The organism is Luteolibacter ambystomatis (assembly GCF_018137965.1).
Lineage (GTDB): Bacteria > Verrucomicrobiota > Verrucomicrobiia > Verrucomicrobiales > Akkermansiaceae > Luteolibacter > Luteolibacter ambystomatis.
Genome location: NZ_CP073100.1, coordinates 428,406 through 447,561 on the forward strand (window position 1 = coordinate 428,406; position 19,156 = coordinate 447,561).

General features: G+C 63.0%; 14 protein-coding genes. 7 read left to right on the plus strand and 7 right to left on the minus strand.

The features are described from left to right. Nucleotides 1-10: 10 nt before the first annotated feature. The 7 genes from KBB96_RS01710 to KBB96_RS01740 form a co-directional block, all read right to left on the minus strand. On the minus strand, nucleotides 11-598 hold the full coding sequence (locus KBB96_RS01710; protein WP_211631760.1) for an NADH-quinone oxidoreductase subunit NuoE family protein: 588 nt from the start codon (nucleotides 596-598) through the stop codon (nucleotides 11-13). Nucleotides 599-646: 48 nt separating this feature from the next. Next, complete coding sequence (locus tag KBB96_RS01715) at nucleotides 647-1,063, minus strand: GxxExxY protein (RefSeq protein ID WP_211631761.1); 417 nt, start codon at nucleotides 1,061-1,063, stop codon at nucleotides 647-649. Between the two features lie 26 nt (nucleotides 1,064-1,089). Continuing rightward, complete coding sequence (gene nuoD, locus KBB96_RS01720) at nucleotides 1,090-2,352, minus strand: NADH dehydrogenase (quinone) subunit D (RefSeq protein ID WP_211631762.1); 1,263 nt, start codon at nucleotides 2,350-2,352, stop codon at nucleotides 1,090-1,092. 114 nt (nucleotides 2,353-2,466) lie between these two features. Further along, nucleotides 2,467-2,937, minus strand: coding sequence for a hypothetical protein (locus KBB96_RS01725; RefSeq protein WP_211631763.1), 471 nt, complete (start codon nucleotides 2,935-2,937; stop codon nucleotides 2,467-2,469). Nucleotides 2,938-3,127: 190 nt separating this feature from the next. Next, complete coding sequence (locus tag KBB96_RS01730; protein ID WP_211631764.1) at nucleotides 3,128-4,588, minus strand: DUF1501 domain-containing protein; 1,461 nt, start codon at nucleotides 4,586-4,588, stop codon at nucleotides 3,128-3,130. A 19-nt stretch (nucleotides 4,589-4,607) separates the two neighbouring features. Then, complete coding sequence (locus KBB96_RS01735; protein WP_211631765.1) at nucleotides 4,608-9,578, minus strand: DUF1800 domain-containing protein; 4,971 nt, start codon at nucleotides 9,576-9,578, stop codon at nucleotides 4,608-4,610. Nucleotides 9,579-9,688: 110 nt separating this feature from the next. Beyond that, complete coding sequence (locus tag KBB96_RS01740; protein ID WP_211631766.1) at nucleotides 9,689-11,137, minus strand: sulfatase; 1,449 nt, start codon at nucleotides 11,135-11,137, stop codon at nucleotides 9,689-9,691. Nucleotides 11,138-11,288: 151 nt separating this feature from the next. On the opposite strand from KBB96_RS01740, the gene KBB96_RS01745 reads away from it, so the two are divergent. From KBB96_RS01745 to KBB96_RS01775, 7 genes are all read left to right on the plus strand, one after another. Further along, nucleotides 11,289-12,164: an NAD(+)/NADH kinase gene (locus KBB96_RS01745; RefSeq protein WP_211631767.1), complete on the plus strand. Its 876-nt coding sequence runs from the start codon at nucleotides 11,289-11,291 to the stop codon at nucleotides 12,162-12,164. A 79-nt stretch (nucleotides 12,165-12,243) separates the two neighbouring features. Further along, nucleotides 12,244-12,996, plus strand: a complete 753-nt coding sequence (locus KBB96_RS01750) for an RDD family protein (protein WP_211631768.1) — start codon at nucleotides 12,244-12,246, stop codon at nucleotides 12,994-12,996. Then, nucleotides 12,993-13,961: a stage II sporulation protein M gene (locus KBB96_RS01755; protein ID WP_211631769.1), complete on the plus strand. Its 969-nt coding sequence runs from the start codon at nucleotides 12,993-12,995 to the stop codon at nucleotides 13,959-13,961. Before KBB96_RS01750 ends, KBB96_RS01755 begins: the two co-directional genes overlap by 4 nt. Before the next feature lie 4 nt (nucleotides 13,962-13,965). Next, nucleotides 13,966-15,414, plus strand: a complete 1,449-nt coding sequence (locus KBB96_RS01760) for a hypothetical protein (protein ID WP_211631770.1) — start codon at nucleotides 13,966-13,968, stop codon at nucleotides 15,412-15,414. Continuing rightward, nucleotides 15,411-16,508 (plus strand): DUF4350 domain-containing protein, encoded by a 1,098-nt coding sequence (locus KBB96_RS01765; RefSeq protein ID WP_211631771.1) that lies wholly within the window; start codon nucleotides 15,411-15,413, stop codon nucleotides 16,506-16,508. Before KBB96_RS01760 ends, KBB96_RS01765 begins: the two co-directional genes overlap by 4 nt. A gap of 27 nt (nucleotides 16,509-16,535) precedes the next feature. Next, the gene (locus tag KBB96_RS01770; protein WP_211631772.1) at nucleotides 16,536-17,513 is read left to right on the plus strand and encodes an AAA family ATPase; all 978 of its coding nucleotides are present in this window, start codon (nucleotides 16,536-16,538) and stop codon (nucleotides 17,511-17,513) included. After that, nucleotides 17,513-18,817, plus strand: coding sequence for a DUF58 domain-containing protein (locus KBB96_RS01775; RefSeq protein ID WP_211631773.1), 1,305 nt, complete (start codon nucleotides 17,513-17,515; stop codon nucleotides 18,815-18,817). The genes KBB96_RS01770 and KBB96_RS01775 overlap by 1 nt, the downstream gene beginning before the upstream one ends. The last annotated feature ends 339 nt before the right edge of the window (nucleotides 18,818-19,156 follow it).

A 19,156-nucleotide genomic window follows, 5' to 3' on the forward strand; every position in this document is an offset into this window, starting at 1 on the left:
TGAAAGAGGTTCAGTGTCCGGCGGTGGAATTCGAGTAACTGTCGAGCAGGGCCTGTGCTTTGTCAGGAGTGATGGCCTCATGGAAGTCATCGTTCACCATGCAGACCGGAGCGGTGCCGCAGGAGGCGAGGCACTCCGCGAATTCGACGGAGAATTTGCCGCAGGGGGAAACCGCAACGGGATGGTGGTGGGAGTCCGAGGTGCTGCGGTTGATGTCGGTGAGCTGGCAGAGCTTTTCCATCAGCTCATAGGAGCCGCCCATCGCACAGGAGAGCGTGCGGCAGACGCGGATGTGGTTCACACCGGGAGCCGACTGACGGAAGCCGGGGTAGAAGGTCACCACTTCCGCCACCTTGATCGGCTCGATGCCGATGCGCTGCGCGACCCAGACGATCGCCTCCGCGGAGATGAAGCCGTGGTGGTGCTGGACGTAGTGCAACAGGGGTAGCACCGCCGAGCGCTTCTGGTTGTCCGGGAACTGGGCGAGACGCTTGGCCGCCTCGGCTTCCAGCTCGGCCGTCACCGCGAACGGAGCAAAGAATTTCGATCCCGGTGTTTCCGGAGATGCGACGAGGTCTTCGACGTTGGAATGGGACATGGGGTGCAGATTTTTTAGCCGCAAAAAGGCGCAAGAAGGACGCAAAAATCAGATACTGGATGTTTGCGGGAATTCGGGGAATTCCTGAGAAAGCGCGTATTTCCGGATTTCGAGTTTGGGTGCTCCGAAGTTGATGAGCAGGCCGTGTTCCCTGCGGCAGGCACGGAGGTAGCCAAGGAGTTGGGCGGTGTGTTCGGGCGCGAGAGCTCGGGCGGCTTTGATTTCCACAATCAATTCGCCTGAAACCAACAGATCGATGTCGAGGTTGCCGAGTAAGGTTCCATCCTCATCAAGAACCTGAAGAGGGACCTGTCGCTCGGCTGGGATGCCTTTTTTGTTCAGTCGATGGTGCAGACCGATTTCGTAAACGCTCTCCTTGTGTCCCTGACGCAAATAGCTGTGCAGGGCGAAGGAGGTTTCCCTCACCTGATCGCACAGTTGGAAGATTGGATCCTTTTGCGTCATTTTTTCGCCTTTTTGCGGCTAAGATCTCAGCGGTCGCACTCACCCATGACGAAGTCCAGCGAACCGAGGATCGCGGGGATGTCGGAGACCATGTGGCCGGGGAGCAGCTTCGAGGTGATCGAAAGGTTACAGAAGGAGGGGCTGCGGATCTTCAGGCGGTGCGGGACACCGCCGCCGGTGGAGTGGATGTAGAAGCCGAGCTCGCCCTTCGGGTTTTCCGCGCCGAAGTAAACCTCGCCCTTCGGTGCATCGATGCCCTGGGTGGCGACGATGAAGTGGTGGATGAGTTCCTCCATCGACATGAGCACGCGCTCCTTGTCCGGCAGCATGCTCTTGGTGTCGGCGAGGTTCACCGGACCGGCGGGCATGGTGTTGAGGACCTGGCGGCAGATGCGGATCGACTGGCGCATTTCCTCCATGCGGACTTGGTAGCGGGCGTAGCAGTCGCCCTCTTCCGCGATGACCACGTCGAAATCGTATTGCTCGTAGCCGAGGTAGGGACGGTCCTTGCGCAGATCGCGGGTGACACCGGAGGCGCGCAGGTTCGGGCCGGTGAGGCCCCACGCGATGGCGGCTTCCTTGCTGATGACCCCGATGTCGCACATGCGGTCGAGGTAGATCTTGTTCTTGTCGAGCAGCTTCGAGATTTCCCCGATGGTCACCTCGCACTCGTTGAGGAACTGGCGGGTGGATTGCTCGAAGCCCGCGGGCATGTCGCGGAGCTGGCCGCCGACGCGGGTGTAGGAGGTGGTGAAGCGGGCGCCGGTGAGTTGCTCGCAGAGGTTGTAGATCTTTTCGCGCTCCGTGAAGGTGTAGAGGAACACAGTCATCGCGCCCACGTCCATGGCGCAGACGCCCACGCCGAGCATGTGGGAGGAAAGGCGGGCCAGCTCGCAGCACAACACGCGCAGGGCCTGACCACGTGGTGGCAGGGTCCATCCCATCAGCTTTTCAACCGCGCAGGCGTAGGCGACGTTGTTGGCAAGCGGAGCGAGGTAATCCAACCGGTCCGTGTAGGGCACGAACTGGTTGTAGTGCATGTTTTCCGCGATCTTCTCGTCTCCGCGGTGAAGGAAACCAACGTCCGGATCCGCCTTGGTGATGACCTCGCCATCGAGTTCGATGATGAGGCGCAGCACCCCGTGGGTGGCCGGGTGGGAGGGGCCCATGTTGAGCACCATCTTTTCGCCCATCAGGTCGTCCGTCTCGGCATGATAATGATCTGCCGCCGCAGCCGTGGCGCGGGCGAGGGTATCGGGGGCTTCGAATTCGGTGGTACGGTTGCTCATGCCGGGGTTAGCCTAGGGAAATCTGTCTCGAAAGGGCCCCGGGCGGCAAGGGGTTTGTGAAAATTTTCACAAGGCGCGATGGGGCGCTGAGAGCCCGTCCGGAGGCCCGGGAAATCACGGATTCTTTTGCAAACCAGTGGGTGAGAGAATCAGGTCATCGCCACTGTAAGCCACCTTGTCGGGTCCGGCGGAGCGCAATTCCAACTGCCTCCAGCCTTCCGGATGCACGATGACCGGACTGCCCCAGCGGTCGAGCAGCAGGCCGTCCGCTGAGAAGATCCGGTGGTTGGCGGGCAGAAAGACCGTGCGGTTGGGGTTTTCGCCGCGCAGGGCGGCGGCCAGATCCGCGTTTCCGCCGATGGGATTCTTCGAGGACTCCTTGATGACCGAGAAGTAGCCGCCGATGACGTGGTGGAGTTTCTTCAGGTCCTCGATGGGCGGGGTGGCCGGATCGCCGTAGCCGGAGAGAAGGTTTTCCGCCGCGGTGGGTTTGGGCGGGGTGGTGGGAGCGGGTTGGCTGGGAGTGACGGGCGGAGGATTGAGAAGGCTCGGTTTTTCCGCCGGGAGGAGGACCAGCCACAGCACGAATGCCAGGATGGCAACCGCCCCCAACCATTAGTGCCATTTCCATGCGCGCATCAGGGGAAGTTAGCACCGTGGCGGCGGTTTCCAACCGCCAAGCCTCTTTGCCATTTCCGAGCTGATGTGTGTTGCTTTCGGACCATGATGAAGAGGGGAAGAAAAGAGGCATGGCGGTTGAAAACCGCCGCCACGATTATCCCAGAAACCCAACGGGGTTTGCCGCGCTCGCCGGATCGTAGAAATTCCGGATGTTCGGCAGGACCTGATCCATGTCCCCATTGCTGACTCCGAACCATCGCAGTAGTTCGCAGATGTACTGATCCGCGGCGAGTTTCGGGAAGATGCGTCCACCACGGCCGATGTCATCCGGGCCATCAATGGCCAATGAGGGGAACGAGCCCTTCACAGCGCCGCCTTGCACCGGACCTCCAAAAACGAACTGGTTGCCGGACCATGCGTGGTCGGTGCCCTGGCCGTTCGAGCGCAGCGTGCGGCCGAAGTCGGAGGCGGTGAAAGTGATGACATCATCGGCCAGTCCGAGAGCCTCCAGCGATTTCTGATACGCGTAGAGCACGGCATCCAGCGTGAGCAACATGCCGCGCTGGGTGTTGAGTAGTTCGGAATGATGATCCCAGCCTCCGAATTCGATGAAGATGGTTTGCCGCGCGAGCTTGAGCTGTTCGCGGATGTAGATCGTTTTGATCGCGGCCTGGAACTGTTGGGAGAGCCAGTGGTTCGGGAACCCGGCGGCGGCGAAGACCGCATTGAGGTTGGCTCCGGAGCCGTCGAAAGACTGTTGGAAGAGAGCGCCGCGTTCGATGCTGTTCGCGGTGATGCGACCATGGGTACGCTGGAACAGGCTCTGGTAATGCTCTTCGATCGGGCTGGCGACAACGTCCTTCAATGCCTGCTCCTTCGCCTGTTGCATCGCGGATGTGCCACCGGTGCCGGTGAAGGAAAGCGCGCCACCGGTGGTGATCACGAACTGTCCTTCGCTGCGGCCGATCTGGAAGGCATTGTTGCCGGACAGCGAGAAATTCATCGGCATGTAGTAGCCGGCGGTTTGTTCCGTGTTCAGCGTGGAGTGGATCACGTCCGCGGCGCGGCCACCCCAACCGGAGAGAACCGGCATGCCCTGCGGCACGGAGGTCTGCCATTGCTCGATCTGGTCGCGGTGGGAGAAGAGGGCCTTGGGCAGGGCGATGTTGCCATCGAGATAGCTCTGCTTGTTCGGGATGGGTTCGATCAGCGTGCCGACGTTGGCGAGGAACGAGAGCCGCTTTTTCGAGGTGTCGCCACCGAGGCCGTTGAACATCTCCGCCAGTCGCGTGCAAGCTGGGTTCAGTCCATACTGGCGGCCTTGGGAATCGGTGTAGTTCAGCGGCAGGAGCTGGTTCCGAGGGATCGCGAGGTTCGAACGCGAAGCGGCATATTCGTCATAACCGCCGGGCGAGTCGCGAGGAATCAGGATATTGAAGGTGTCGCAACCGCCGGAGAGGAAGAGGCACACGAGCGCCTTGCGTTGTCCGCTGAAGCCTCCCGCGGCGGCGGCATGGTTCGCCATCGTCAGATTGAGCAGTGTTGAGAGAATCGAGGTCGAACCGATCGCGGCACAACTGGCTTCTCCAAGGAATTGTCGGCGGGAGCGCATCATCGTGGTCGGTGGTTCGTGTTCATCGCTGCACCGCACCTTCCGGGCAGGTCATCGCCAGCCAGATGGCGAGGGCGGCGCGGTCGTGCTGGGTAAGGGCGGTGTCGTTGAGGCGGGTGAGGAGGATGGCGCGGGTGCGGGCGGTCATGTTGCCCGCGCAGATGAGAAGGTTCACCTGATCCACAAGCGCTTCGGGATTCGCGGCGACCAGCAGGTTGGAGCGGTAGTCGAGCGGATAACGGTGATCCCATGCCGAGCGGAAGCCATCGTGCAGATAGTCCAGCAACAGGTTCGGGAATGACACCGAGGTGTAGGTGTTCACAAGCTGGAAGCCCGGGCTTACGAGGCCCTGGTTCCGGATCTCACCCGGTGCCTGATAAACCGGCGTGTAGAAGTTGAACACGCTCGGCGAATTCAGCGGTTCCTGGGAACTAAATCCATAGTAGGTGTCCGTCCAGTTCCACCACGTGAAGTCGGGGTTCGTCTCCGCGAGACGGAACAGGCGGCCCAGATGCATGGTGCGGACCACCGGCTCGCGCATCTTGCCGTAGCCGGGAGACACCGGAGCATTGCGGGCCTCGGGATCCAGGAGGATGGCTTTCACCACCGCGCCGAGATTGCCGCGGACGCCGTGACCATCATCCACGAACACATCCTGCACGCGCTTGATGTAGGCGGGGGAGGGGTTGTCGGTGACGAGGAACTGGATGAGCTGGCGCGAGACGAAAGGCGGCGTGTTCGGATGACGGAAGAGGCAGTCGACCGCATCGAGCACATCCTGCATGCCGTTCGCGGCGCCGGCCTCGCGTTCCGGGATGATGAAGCCGTGGAGCAGCGTCTTGCGGCCGAAGTCGTGATACTGCGGATACATCACCATCGGCTTGGTGTAGTCGTCATCGCTCCAGCCGCCGCCTTCCCAACCGTAGGGCGCGTCGAAGTAGAGGCCGGTGAAAACACGGGCCATTTCGGTGATGGTGCCGTTGTCGTAGGTCGGGATTGGTTCGCCGTTGCCATCCAGCTTGCGCGAGCCATCCGGGTTCAGCTCCCACAGGCCGATTGAGAAGAGCTGCATCACCTCGCGGGCGAAGTTCTCGTCCGGATAGCGGGGGATGGAAGGATCCGCCTTCTGGTTGCCCACGTGGCTGAGATACCAGCCCATCGCGGGGTGAAGGGCGACCTCGCGGAGCAGCGTGCCGTAGTTCCCCGTGGCATTGCGGATGAGGGTGTCGTAGTAGTTCGCCATGCCCTCGGGCTTTTCCTCGAGCTGGGCATCGCGGCGGGACACCACCATGATCTGGGAAAGTGCGAAGGCCACGCGCTGGCGGAGCTGGTCCGGCGCCCCCACCGCGTTGCGGGCGAAGGGGGTGGTGACGTTGTTGCCGTAGACGAACTTGTCCAGGTCGTTGAAGTTGTAGCTCTTATCGGCGCGCGGCCCCGCGGCGTCCGCCTTGATCGCCTTGATGTAGGGTTGCAAGTACGATGCGGGTAGTTGCAACTGCGAGTCGATCCACGCCGCGTAGCCGGCCTGGCGCACCGCGTCGATGTCCTGCGGCACCGGGCCGAAGGATGCCTGCATCAGGAACCGCGATGCCTGCACTGGCGAAGGCGTGCCCGCAGCAGTGCTGCCGGGCGCACCACCGGAGGGCGAGGAACCCTGGATCTTCTGATAAAGCGCCAGTGCATCGCCGGACAAGGTCTGGCCGTTCGAGCGGACGATGGATTGTCCCACCGAGTTCGCGCTGGTGGGTGAGGAACCGAGCACGTTTGTCTCCGTCCAATCCTCCACGCCATCGCCATCGGTGTCCTTGGGGAAAACCCTTGCGCGGTAGAAGCGCTTTGCGTCTCCGGAGGAGAGGGCGTCGGGCACCCGCACCTGGCGGATTCCATTCGAAACATTCGAAGCGGGCAGTCCTGTGGCGACGCTCCACGAACCGAGACCCGTGCCGGTCTCGATGATCTGGGTCTTGAGTGGCGCATCGGTCCACGACAGCCACAGGTCGTTTCCGGAAGGCGTGGCGATCATCGCCAGCTTCGAGTTCGGATCATCGGGATTGGTGCCTGCGGCGCTTTCCTGTGCGTTGCTCACGCCGTCGCCATCGTCATCGGCGGAAGCGATGCGGGAACGCCCGCCGCTCCACAGCACCCAGGCGTCGTTGAGGCCATCACCATCGAGATCGCCGATCGCGCCTGTGAAGGTGAACGCCGCCGGAACCGAAGAAGCGGAGAGTGGATTGGTTCCTTGTGCGACTTCCAGACCATCACTCGCGCCATCGCCATCGGTGTCGGCGTTGCGCGGATTCGTGCCCGCGCGCCATTCGTCGCGGTTGTTCAGACCGTCACCATCGGTGTCCAATGTGGCGTCGGCGGCGCTGTTCGGATTGAAGCTGTTGACGGTTTCCCATGTGTCCGGAATGCCATCTTTGTCCGTGTCGAGGGTGCCGACGGCCGAAGAGGTGAAATAGACTTCGATGCCCGGCTCCTTGAGCACGCTCATTCCGCCCGCGGTATCGTAGGCATCCGCCCAGGAAACGGTGTTGTTGAGCAGTGAATTATCCGCGGCGATGGCAGTGTTGGCCGTGGTCGACCATGTCACCAACGTGACCGGTGAGGCGGCATTGGTCACGTTCTGGATCGCGAAGGTCAGCGTCCACAGGTTTTCGGTGGCGTTCTTCCGCACCGCCTTGAAGTCGAAGCGCAGCGGCATCGAGACATCACCCGCGCCATAGCCGCTGAATCCGAAGAGCGCGGTCTTGTCCTGTGGGAATGTGTTCCAATCGCTGTTCCAGAACGCATTGCCGGAGGCGTCCCGGAAGGTGGCGGAGCCGCAGCGGAAGCGGTAGGTGAGGCGACCGTTGATCCAGCGCAGGCCGATGCCGATCTGGCTGTCCCATCCGGCGCCGGTTCGTCCGACCACGGCTTCGCAGAGCATCGCCTCGCTGTCTTCGATCGCGCCCAGCATGGCACGATCGTGATTCCACAGCACACGCAGCGGCCCGCTGTTCCAGGTCCAGGTGCGGGTCAGCGCGGTCCAATCCGGCACGGCGGGCGGCTTGCTGGTGTTGCTCTTCGGATCGGAACCGGCGGCGCGCTCGATCGCATCGGAAACGCCGTCGTTGTCGCTGTCCACCTTGTTCGCGAGAGAAGGGAAAGGTGTGTAGTGAATTTCGTCGCCATCCAGCAGGCCGTCGCCATCGGTATCAGCGATGAGGGGATTTGCATTGAACGAAGCTTCCTCGCCATCGGTGAGACCGTCGTGATCGGTGTCGCGTTCGTGCGGATCGGTGCCGAGCGCGAGTTCCGCCGCGTTGCCGAGTCCGTCACCGTCGTCATCCGCGGTGGCATCCGCGACCTTCGGGTTGAAATGATACTCCACCTCCACGGCGTCGCTCATGCCATCGCCATCCGAGTCGGTGCCGCTGTCCACGATCTGGAAACCATGGATGGACACGTTGTAGAAATTACCATCGTCCGCAGCGAGCTGGGTGAGCGTGACGGATTGTGAAGCACCGCTCAAATTACGATAGCGCACGTAATTCGCGGGTGTGGCCGTGGCTTGCGTGGTGGCCTTGCTTTCGATCCAACGGCGGAAGGGCGGATTCGACGCCGAGGTGAAGTAACGGCGGGTGGAGGTGGAGGAACCCAGTTGCAGGTAGCCGCGATGATCCGGATACTGGTCGCCGAGATAGACGATCAGGTCGTAGGTGGCATAGGGGATGCCGGTGATGGAAACGCTGGCGGGAGTTTGCACCGAACTGCCGCCGGAGCTGTAGGAACCGGCGAAGATCATGCCATCCAGCAGCTTCTCATCGGACGGACCACGATGCAGGCCATCGGTGGCGGCGCGGTAGGACCAGCTTGCGCCAACCGTGGTGGCTTGGCCGCGATGGTTCTTCAAGGCGGTGGCCGAGCCGGTGAGCGCCGTATTCGAGGGCGGCCACATCGGCAGAGGCGGAGAGGCGTTCCAATTCGGCAGCCGGAAAAAACCAGCCGGTTCACCGGGCTTCAATGCCGCGTCGATGCCGCGTTCGGCGATGAACTGGAAGCCAACCGCACCGGGAAAATCAAAAGGCTTCGAGGTGGCGGAGAGTGGATTGGTGCCCTGTTCGATCTCGATGTTGTCCGGGTAGCCATCGCCATCGCTGTCTGCCAGTGTGGGATTGGAGGTCGTCTCCGCGCTGTCCGCGATACCGTCGCCATCGGTGTCCGGATTCAGCGGGTCGGTGGTGGTTTCCTGCCCATCCAGCAGACCATCGTTGTCCGTATCCGGATCGGTGGGATTGGTGCCCTTCTGGAACTCCTGGAGATTGCTCAGGCCGTCATGATCCGGGTCGGGCGTGGCATCGGCGGGATTGCTGTCGGAGAGATTGTAGGTCTCCTCGAACCAACGGGCCATGCCATCGCCATCCCCATCGGCCAGGCCATCCGGGTCGGCTTCCACCTGAAGATAGTCGAACTGGATGAAGGCATTCGCGGAGCCTCCGGTGCGCTCGATCTGCAGGATGTTCTCTCCGGTGGTGGCGTTCACCGAGGAAGCGGGCACGATGAAAGTCAGCGTGGTGTCGTAGCGGATGCCCGTACGGACTCCGAGCGTCACGCCATTGAGCTTCACCGTGACATCGTGGCTCTGGAAACCGGGCAGGCTGCCGGTGCCGCTGACCCAACCACCGCCGGCGAAGAGATCGACGGTGATCCGCAGCCGCGAGGTGGATGATGCCTGGGCGGTGGCGAACGGGAAATGGATGCGCTTGCGCGGATCGCTCACCGTCATCGCGCGCTCGAAATTTGCGACCGGTTCAGTGGCGACGTAGTAGTCGTCGTCCTTGACCGTGGCGGAGCCGGGCGCGTTGTTCGAAGCGAAACTTTCCTGGCCGAAGGGTGCGGTATTCGCATCGTCCGAGCCGAGTTGCCAGACCGGATCAAACGACGCCGCGTCCGCCGGGCCGATGAAGGCGGCGAGCAGCAGCAGAGGCCGGAAGACGGGTTTTCGCGCCATCAACCGGGTCTTTCGCAAATCCGGGTATCCAAGGCAACCTAACAACCCAAGCGTTCGTGAAACCACGAACCGGCGACGGGCTTAGGGCCGGATTTGCTCCCGATCTGACATCACCCCCGGATGAATTTCGCCGCCTTGGCCGGATTTGTTTCCGGATCGGGAGCGGGCTTGGCATCCTTGCGTGGCACCGGAGCCTGCGCGCCTTGTTCCTTCAACAGGGCATCCAGCTTGTTCGAGAGTTCCTTGAGTTTCTCCGGGTTCTGCTTGGCGAGGTCGGTTTTCTCGCATGGATCGGCGGAGAGATGGTATAGCTCCTCGGAGCCGTATTCATTCCAGCGCACCAGCTTCCATTCGCCCGAGTGAATCACGGAGTAGGGCGAGATATTGCCACCCCACCAGTAGTGAGGGTAGTGCCAGACGAAGGTATCGCGCTCCAGTTTCTCTCCACGCAGGGCGGGGGTGATGTCCACGCCATCCATGACCGGTGCCGGCTTGCCGGTGATGCCGGCGAAACGGGCGAACGTAGGCAGGAAATCGGTGCCGATCACCGGGGTATCGCTCACCGTGCCCGGCTTGGTCACGCCGGGAGCGCGGACGATGAAGGGAACGCGCAGGCCGCCCTCGTAGGGGAAGCCCTTGCCGCCGCGAAGCGGGGCGTTGTCTGTGGCGCGGAAATGCACCACGCCGCCGTTGTCCGAGGTGAAAGTGACCACCGTATTGTCATCGATGCCCTGCTTCTTGAGATCGGCGAGGATGCGTCCCACGGAATCGTCCACCGCTTTCACCATTCCAGCATAGACGGGGAAATCCTGCTTGCCGTCCGGCTTCGCGGTCTTGAATTCCGCGGAGTCGTCATCCTTCGCCATCAGCGGCGCGTGGACGGCGTAGTGGGCGAGATAGAGGAAGAACGGCTTGTCCTTGTTGGTATCGATGAACTTGAGGGCTTCATCGGTGAGGCGGTCGGTGAGGTATTCGCCTTCCTTGCCGCCTGCTTCGGCGAGGCCGGGGACACGGTGGCCGTTGCCTTCCTTGCCATAGGGCCAGAAAAACGAAGCCGGATGACCGATGTGGCCGCCGGCGATATTCACGTCAAAGCCATGGGACTCGGGGCCATCGTCACCGAGATGCCACTTGCCGATGGCTGCGGTGGCGTAGCCCTGCTTCTTCAGGAGCTCCGGCAGGGTCGGGGTGGTTTTTTCCACCTTCATGTCCCACTTGGGCACGGTGAAGCGCGAGGTCTTCGGCGCGCCCTCGCCGGGAATCCAATCGGTGAGATGAAGCCGTGCGGGGGACTGGCCGGTCATGATCGCCGCCCGCGAGGGTGAGCAGACGGCGCAGGCGGCATAACCATTGCGGAAGCGCATGCCCTCCGATGCCAGCCGGTCCACGTTCGGAGTCTTGTAGTAGGTCGAGCCATTGGCTGCGATGTCCTTCCATCCCATGTCATCGATGACGATCAGGATGATGTTCGGCTTGCGCTTGGCGGAGGGTTCATCGGCAGCCCGTCCGAGGACGGGAACCAGCGCCAGCAATGCGGCGGCAAGGACAGGGAGTTTCATGGCAGAATGCAAATGGAGCGGATCGGAAGGCAGGATTGGCCGGATGGACAAAATATGATCTCCCGTAAACGTGGCAAAAGGCGGTTTTTTTCAATCGGTGGCCGCAGGATGACGCAATCCGCACTTGGAAGAGGCATTGCGGGAAGGCCTCATGCTTGTTAGGGTGCCGCCGGTGAAAGTCGGCATCCTCGCCAATCCACAGAAGCCCGATGCCCGCAGGGTGATCGGGGAATTGCGCGAAGCACTGGCGCGCTATGGGATCGAATCCGTGCTCGAATCCGTGACCGCGGAGTGGGTGGGGGAGTCCGGTGGAGTGGCCGGGCGCGATTTCCAGAAGGAGGTGGACGTGGCCGCCGTGCTCGGTGGCGATGGCACCATGCTGCATGCGGTCGCCCGCCTCGGTGTGTTCGAGAAGCCGGTGGCCGGCGTCAATATCGGCACCCTGGGTTTCCTGACGAGTTGCACGGATGGAGAGCTCGACTTGTTCGCCTCCGCACTGGCAACCGGAGAATTCCGCACCAGCCGCCGTACGCTCCTTGAGGCACGGGTTTGCGACAATGGCGAGCCGATGGACCCGTTCTACGCGCTCAATGAGATCACCTTGGCGCGCGGCCAGACCGGGCGCCTGGTTTCATTGCTCGCGACCGTGGGCGGGGAAGTGCTCAACCACTACCGCGCGGACGGTTTGATTGTGGCGACGCCGACCGGTTCGACGGCGTATTCGTTGTCCGCCGGTGGTCCGTTGATCGAACCCGCCGCGAATGTTTTCCTGATCACGCCGATCTGTCCCCACAGTCTCAGCCAGCGGACCTTGGTGATATCTGACGATGTGGAGATCGTCCTGTCTCCGGAACGCAAGGAAGAGGGGGCGATGCTGTTCACCGTGGATGGCCGGGAAACGGTGCCGATTTCCAAAGGAACCCGGATCATCGTGCGGAAAGCCGACCACGGCTTTCATTTGCTGCGGCTGGAGGGGCGGAGCTTCTATGAGGCGCTGCGTCAGAAATTGAAATGGTCCGGAGGCTGAATTTCCTCCGGAAGCCTTGTGTGACGGGCGTGGAATCACGCTTTACGCATTCCGGATAGATCGTAGTTTGGCCGGGTTGATGGACGCCGCCGCGGAAAAACTCGATACCCTGCAATCGGTGGAACTCGCCGAGGGGGTGGAGATACGTCTTCGGATCGCGGGGCCCGGATTGCGTGCCGCCGCCTATGGATTGGATCTCCTGATCCAGTTGGCCTGTGCGATTGTGGTGGGTATCTGTCTGTCTCTCGCCGGTATCGCGGTGGGCGGGGAGGTGGTGACCGGCTTGTGGTTGCTGATGTGGTTCCTTCTTTCCTGGTGGTATCCGGTGATTTTCGAGGCGGGCAAACGGGGCGCGACTCCCGGCAAGCGGGCGATGGGGTTGCGCGTGGTGCAGACCTCCGGCGCACCGATTACGGTGGGGCAGGCGATTATCCGGAATTTCCTCCGCTTTGCCGATGGGATGCCCGCACCGCTTCCGATGATTCCGCAGTTCGTGACCTATGGGTTCGGCTTGGCGAGCTGCCTGGCCACGAAACGTTTCCAGCGCCTCGGCGATCTCGCTGCAGGTACGGTGGTGGTGTATGACCGCATCCCGGTGGAACCGATCATCAGCGCGCCGCCGCCGATGAGTTCCGTGCGTCCGCCGGTGCTTCTGAGCGCGGATGAGGTGCGCGCGCTCACCGTGTTCCGCGAGCGTGCCGGGTTGTGGTCGGAAGCCCGCCGGGTGGAGATCGCGGATCACGCCGCCGGGCTGAGTGGTAGCAAGGGCCCGGTGGGTGTGGCACGCCTGATGTCGATGGCCCACTGGCTCCAGGAGAAACGAGAACGATGACGGCGGGCGACTTTGAAAACCGGAACGCGGCGCGCTGGGCCGAATACGAGCGGCTGATCAACGCGATGGAGCGGGGAGCGCCGATCGAAGGCGTGGACAAGCTGCCGCAGCATTTCCGGGAGCTGTGCTTGGATTTCTCACTGGCGAAGGCGCGGATGTACGGCGTGCGGATGTCGGAACGTCTCAACGAACTGGTCATCCGCGGTTACAAGCTCATCTATCGCAGCCGCCGCTCCGGTTGGGAGGCGGTGGCCCGCATGGCATTCGTGACCTTTCCGGCGACCGTGCGGAAGGAATGGCGGTTGTTCTGGCTGTGCAGCGCGGTGTTCTGGATTCCGTTCCTGCTGCTGGTGTGGGCGGGCAAACACGATCTCACGTGGATCCAATCGATCCTCGGCAGCGATGGCATGGCCAGCCTGGAGCAGATGTATGGTCCGGGCGGAGCGGTTTCGCACGGGCGACCGGGCACCGGCTCGGACTTCGCGATGTTCTGCTTCTACATCAATCACAACATCGGCATCGATTTCCGTATCTTCGCGGGCGGAGTGTTGGCGGGGGTGGGCACGCTTTTTTATCTGCTGTTCAATGGCGTCTATCTCGGAGCGGCGGCGGGTTATTGTAATGCGGTCTGCGATCCCGGCTTGTTTTGGTCGTTCGTGGTCGGGCATTCATCGTTCGAACTGACCGGCATGGTGATTGCGGGCATGGCTGGCATGCGCATGGGGCTGTCGCTCCTGTGGCCGGGACGCCTGCCGCGCAAGAGGGCGCTGGTGGAGGGGACGAAACGGGCCATGCCGCTGATCTATGGCGCGGCGGTGATGACGGCGTTCGCGGCGATCTTCGAGGGCTTCTGGTCGGCGCAACCGCTGCCGCACGCGGTGAAGTATTCGGTGGGTGCCGTGCTGTGGTTGCTGCACGTCGTGTATTTCCTATTCGCGGGAAGGAGGGCGGCGGATGCGGCTTGAGGATGTGACCGCCGAGATCCGGCCCCGCAGCGATTGGGAGGCCGTGGACCTCGGCTTCGCCATGGCCAGGCGGGAGTTCTGGCGCTGCCTGCTGGTGTGGTGGCTGGCGGTGCTGTTGCCCACGCTGGTGGGGATCGCGCTGCTGAGGAATCATCCGTGGCTCTTTTTGATTCTGTTCTGGTGGTGGAAGCCGGCGGCTTCCCGGCTGGTGTTGTTCGAACTGAGCCGCCGCTTGTTCGGTGAAAGGCCGCCGTGGAAACAGGTATGGCCGCAGATTCCCCGTGTATGGTGGCGGCGCTTCGGATATCGGTTCCTGCTGGCGAGATTTTCCCCATGGGGACCGGTGACGATGCCGGTGGAGGATCTGGAGGGCTTGCGAGGGGATGCCTACCGCCAGCGTTCGCGGTTGCTGCTGCGCCGCGGCGAGGGAGCGGCGGTGCGGCTGTCCATGGGAGGAAGCGTGGTGGCGGTGTGGCTTTCGCTGGGCCTGCTGGGGCTCACCCAGATGTTGCTGCCGCAGGGACAGGACGGAGTTTACAACCAGGCGTCGGAGGCGATCCAGGCCGGGGATTGGTCGTGGATGCCGCTGTCCTCGTGCTGGCTGGTGGCGGGATGCTACATGCTGGCGATTTCGTTGTGCGACGTGTTCGTGGTCGGCGGCGGATTCGGCGTCTACGTGAACAGTCGTACTTGGATCGAGGGCTGGGACGTGGAACTCGCTTTCAAGCGCATGGCGAACCGCATCGGGTCCCTGGCCGCCATCCTGCTGGCCGGCCTTTGTTGGTTCGGCCCCGCCCCCATCCGTGCCGCGGAGAAACCGCCCGCGGAACAGATCCGCGAGATCAAGGCCGACCCCGCTTTCGAAGTGCAGAAGGTGAAGGTGCGCGATCCCTCATCGAAGTCGTCGTCCTCATCTTCTTCATCCCGGTCCCCGGCGGGTTCCCTTCCCGCATGGCTGGATTCCCTGGCCGGTGGATTCGGCATGCTGTTGCTGGGCATCTGCTTGGCGGCTTTGATTGCCGGGATCGTCTGGCTGCTGTGGAAGTTCCGGCATCTTTTCGAAGGCACCGGTGGCTCCGGCGGCGGCGGTCCCCGCCCGGTGGCGCGGGTGGTGATGGGCATGGAGGTGTCCCGCGACTCGCTGCCGGAAGATGTGCCCACGGCCGCGTGGCGGCTTTGGAACGAAGGCCGGCGTCATGAGGCGCTGGCGCTGCTTTATCGTGGAGCCATTTCCCGCGTGATCGAAACCGGCCGGGTGGAGATCGCGGAGGCGGATACGGAGGGCGATTGCCTGCGGCGGGTGCGTGCGGCGGGTGATCCGGCGCGGCCGGATTATTTCCAGTCGCTCACCGCCGTTTGGATCGGTCTGGCTTACGCCCGGACATTGCCCGGTGATGCCGAGGTCGATTCGCTGTGCCGCAACTGGCCGTATGTGGAAAGGCGGACGGCATGACGCTGCCGCGTTGGCTCATCGTTGTGATGACAGTCTTCGGACTTTTCGGCTGCTCCGGTTCGGGGAGCTACCATGAAGAGGAAACCGGATACAAAGGCCAGGCACTGGTCGATCCGTGGCTCGCTGCCGGCCGTTTTCTCTCAAGCTACGGTCACGAGGTCTCGAAACCCTCCTCCTGGCATCCGCCGACGCCGGAGGAGACCGTGTGGTTCGTCCCGGCCAAGGTGATCGGAAACGAAACCTTCGCCCGTCAGATGGAAGGATGGATGAACCGCGGCGGTCATCTGGTGTGTCTGGTCGACTACACCGACCCCGGCAACGACTGGTGGCTGGGCAGTCGTGTGCAAATGGAGCCTGCCTTCGAGAAGATGCTGTCGTGGCATGGCTTCAGCGTGGCACAGGATGGATCGGCCACCGCTCCATCCGATCCACTCCGGTTCCGCGGACGAAAGTACGATACCGAGGCGAAGTCCGATTGGCAGGTGTCCGTGCGCAACGCGAAATCCGGCGTCTTCGCCTCCACCGTGGTGGGCAACGGGCGGCTGACGGTGATCACCGACGCGCGCATTTTCCGTAACCGCTGGATCGATGGGAAACAGCATGCCGAGCTGCTGAAGGCGCTCGTCGATGCCTCGTCCACGCGTGGGACGATTGTTTTCGTACGCGGCGCGACGCTCTCGCTGTGGGCGCTGCTATGGGAGCGGGCCTGGGCCTTGATGGTGGGCATGATCCTGGTGCTGGCCGTTTGGTTGTGGAAAAACCTTCCCCGTTTCGGTCCTGTTGAAGCCGCTGATGCTCCTTCCCCCCTGCGGGGCTACGACCATCACCTGGAAGCCCTCGGGGATTTCCAATGGCGTCTCGACAAGGGCGCCGCGATGCTCGCTCCCATCCGCGAGGCCGTCATCGAGCGCTCGCAGCGCATGCTGATCCGCACCGGCCGCCAGGACGCGGACATCTTCGCCGTGCTGGCGGAGCGGGCCGGCATTTCCCGCGAACGCGCCCAACGCGCGCTGGTGGAGACCGCACCGGCCGATGCCGCCGTTTTCACCCGCACCGTGGCCGATCTCCAAGCCATTCTCCGGAACCTCGATTGATCCCTCTCCCAATTCCCGCCTGCCGCCATGTCCGACGAAATCTACGCTCCCGCTCCGCCTCCATCCGGTCCGCCGCCGCTCATCCTCGCCATCCGTTCGGAGATCGCCCGGGTGATCATCGGTCAGAGTGAAGTGATCGATCAGGTCATTGCCGCGCTGCTGGCGGGTGGTCACGTCCTGTTGGAAGGCAAGCCCGGTCTCGGCAAGACCGCGCTCGTCAACACCCTGGCCCGGACCTTCGGCGGGCACTCGGGCCGCATCCAGTTCACCCCGGATCTGATGCCTTCGGATGTCACGGGCTTCCGCCTTTTCGACATGAAGAGCCAGACCTTCCAGCTCCGCCATGGTCCTGTCTTCACCAACCTGCTGCTTGCGGATGAAATCAACCGTGCTCCGGCCAAGACCCAGGCGGCTTTGCTGGAAGTCATGCAGGAGCGGCAGGTGACCATCGATGGCGAGACGATCAGCCTTTCTCCGCCGTTCATGACCCTCGCCACCCAGAACCCGGTGGAGCACGAGGGCACCTATCCCTTGCCTGAGGCCCAGCTCGACCGCTTCCTGATGAAAGTGGTGATCGACTATCCGAACGAGCGCGACGAGTGCGAGATCGTGAATCGTTCCGCCTCGGAAATTCCCGGCAACCAGCAGCCGGTGCGCATTGTCTGCCGTCCGGAGGACATCGTGGCCGCCCAATCCGCCACCGCCGCCATTCAGGCCGTGCCGGAGGTGGTGGCCTATGCCGTGGCTCTTGCCCGTGCCACCCGTGATGCCCGCCAGGTGGCGCTGGGTGCGGGCACGCGTGGTGCGATCGCACTGGTGCGCGTGGCGAAGGCCTATGCCGCGATGCAGGGCCGGGGTTTCGTCATTCCGGATGACATCAAGTCGGCGGCTCTTCCGGTGCTGCGCCACCGCGTGCAACTCACTCCGGAAGTCGCCATCAGCGGACAGGAAATCGACGAGGTGCTCCGGACCATCGTGGAAAGCGTTCCCGCTCCCCGTTCCTGATGCGTCCCACTTCCACCACCGTCTGGCTTGTTTGTGTCTGGGCGCTTTCCGGCCTGCTGGTCTCCTGGTATCCGGGAGCGGCCTGGCCGTGGGCGTCGATCGGTGGAATGATCGTGCTGGTCCTGCTGGTGGATGCGCTGCGCCTGCGGATGCGTCCGCTCGTGGATGTGGTGCGGCGGTTGCCCGGGCGCTTCGCCCTCGGCGAGCCCGGGGATGTCCGCCTCACCGTAGCCAATCCGTTGGGCAAGGTGCAGCATGTCGAAATCTTCGATGGCGTGCCGGAAGGCTCCGAGGCGGGTGCAATGCCGTGGTCGGGAGAGCTTCCGGCCGGGCGCGAGATCCGGGTGATTCATCCGGTTTCCATTCCACAGCGCGGCGAGGTCCGCTTCAGTCCGGTGCAGATGCTGGTTCGCTCCGATTGGGGTTATTGGAAGCGTCTCACCCGTCATGGAAGCGTGGAAGCGGTGAAGGTCTATCCGAACTACGAGCCGGTGATCCGCTTCGCACTGCTCGCCATGCAGCATCGTGAAAGTCCCATGGGCATCGTACGTCGTTCCCGGCCCGGTTCGAGCCGGGAGTTCCACCAGCTCCGCGAATACCGCGAGGGTGATTCGCTGGCACAGGTGGATTGGAAGGCGACTTCGAGAAAACAGTCGCTCGTCAGCCGCGCGTATCAGGAGCAGCGCAACCAGTCCGTGATCTTTCTGCTGGATACGGGCCGCCGCATGCGCGCGATGGATGGAGAGCTGCCGCAGTTCGATCACTGTCTGAACGCGATGCTGCTGGTGGCTCATGTCGCCCTGCGGCAGGGGGATCACGTGGGCATCCAATCCTTTGGCGGCACCAACCGCTGGCTGCCACCGCTCAAGGGCGCGCATGCGATGCCGGTGCTGCTCAATCATCTCTACGACTACCAGACCACCGCGGAGCCCAGCGATTTCGCGGCGGCGGTGGAGAAACTGATGACGCACCAGCGCCGGCGCGCGCTGGTGATCGTGCTGACGAATCTCCGGGGCGAGGATGGCAAGGAGCTGGTGCCCGCGCTGCAGGTGCTTTCATCGAGGCACCTCGTGCTGCTCGCCAGCCTGCGCGAGCAATCGGTGGATCAGGCCAAGGAGCAACCGGTGGCCTTTTTCGGCGATGCGCTGCGCTTCGCGGCGGCGGACCGCTATCTCATGGAGCGCCGCGAGGTGCTCGCGGAGCTCGCGGCACGTGGCATCCTCACTCTCGATACCACGGCGCAGGAACTCGCGATTTCACTCGCGAACCGCTATCTCGATATCAAGGCCGCCGCCAGGCTTTGAGGCGCGCTCTAACAAGATCTACGCGATCACGGAGTTGTGACACGGCCCCCCTCATGGCAGTCTCTTTCTCGTAAGGGATAGCACTGCCCCCCAAAGGGCCCGTGGGCATCGGAAGCAAGGGATCCGGTGCCCACGGTCAGTGCCCCCCAAGCTCCGGGCCGGAAGGATTGCGGGTCATTCAGCGCCCGTCTGTCCGACCGGCCCGCGGCACTTTCAGGGAGGGGGGAGATATGGATTGCGTGGTGGTGGGTGCAAGGAGACGCCTTATCTTGAAGGGGGCGGAGTTGCGGGCCGCTGCCGATGTCTGGAGGCGCTTTCGTCCGGTTCCGGTGGAAGGGG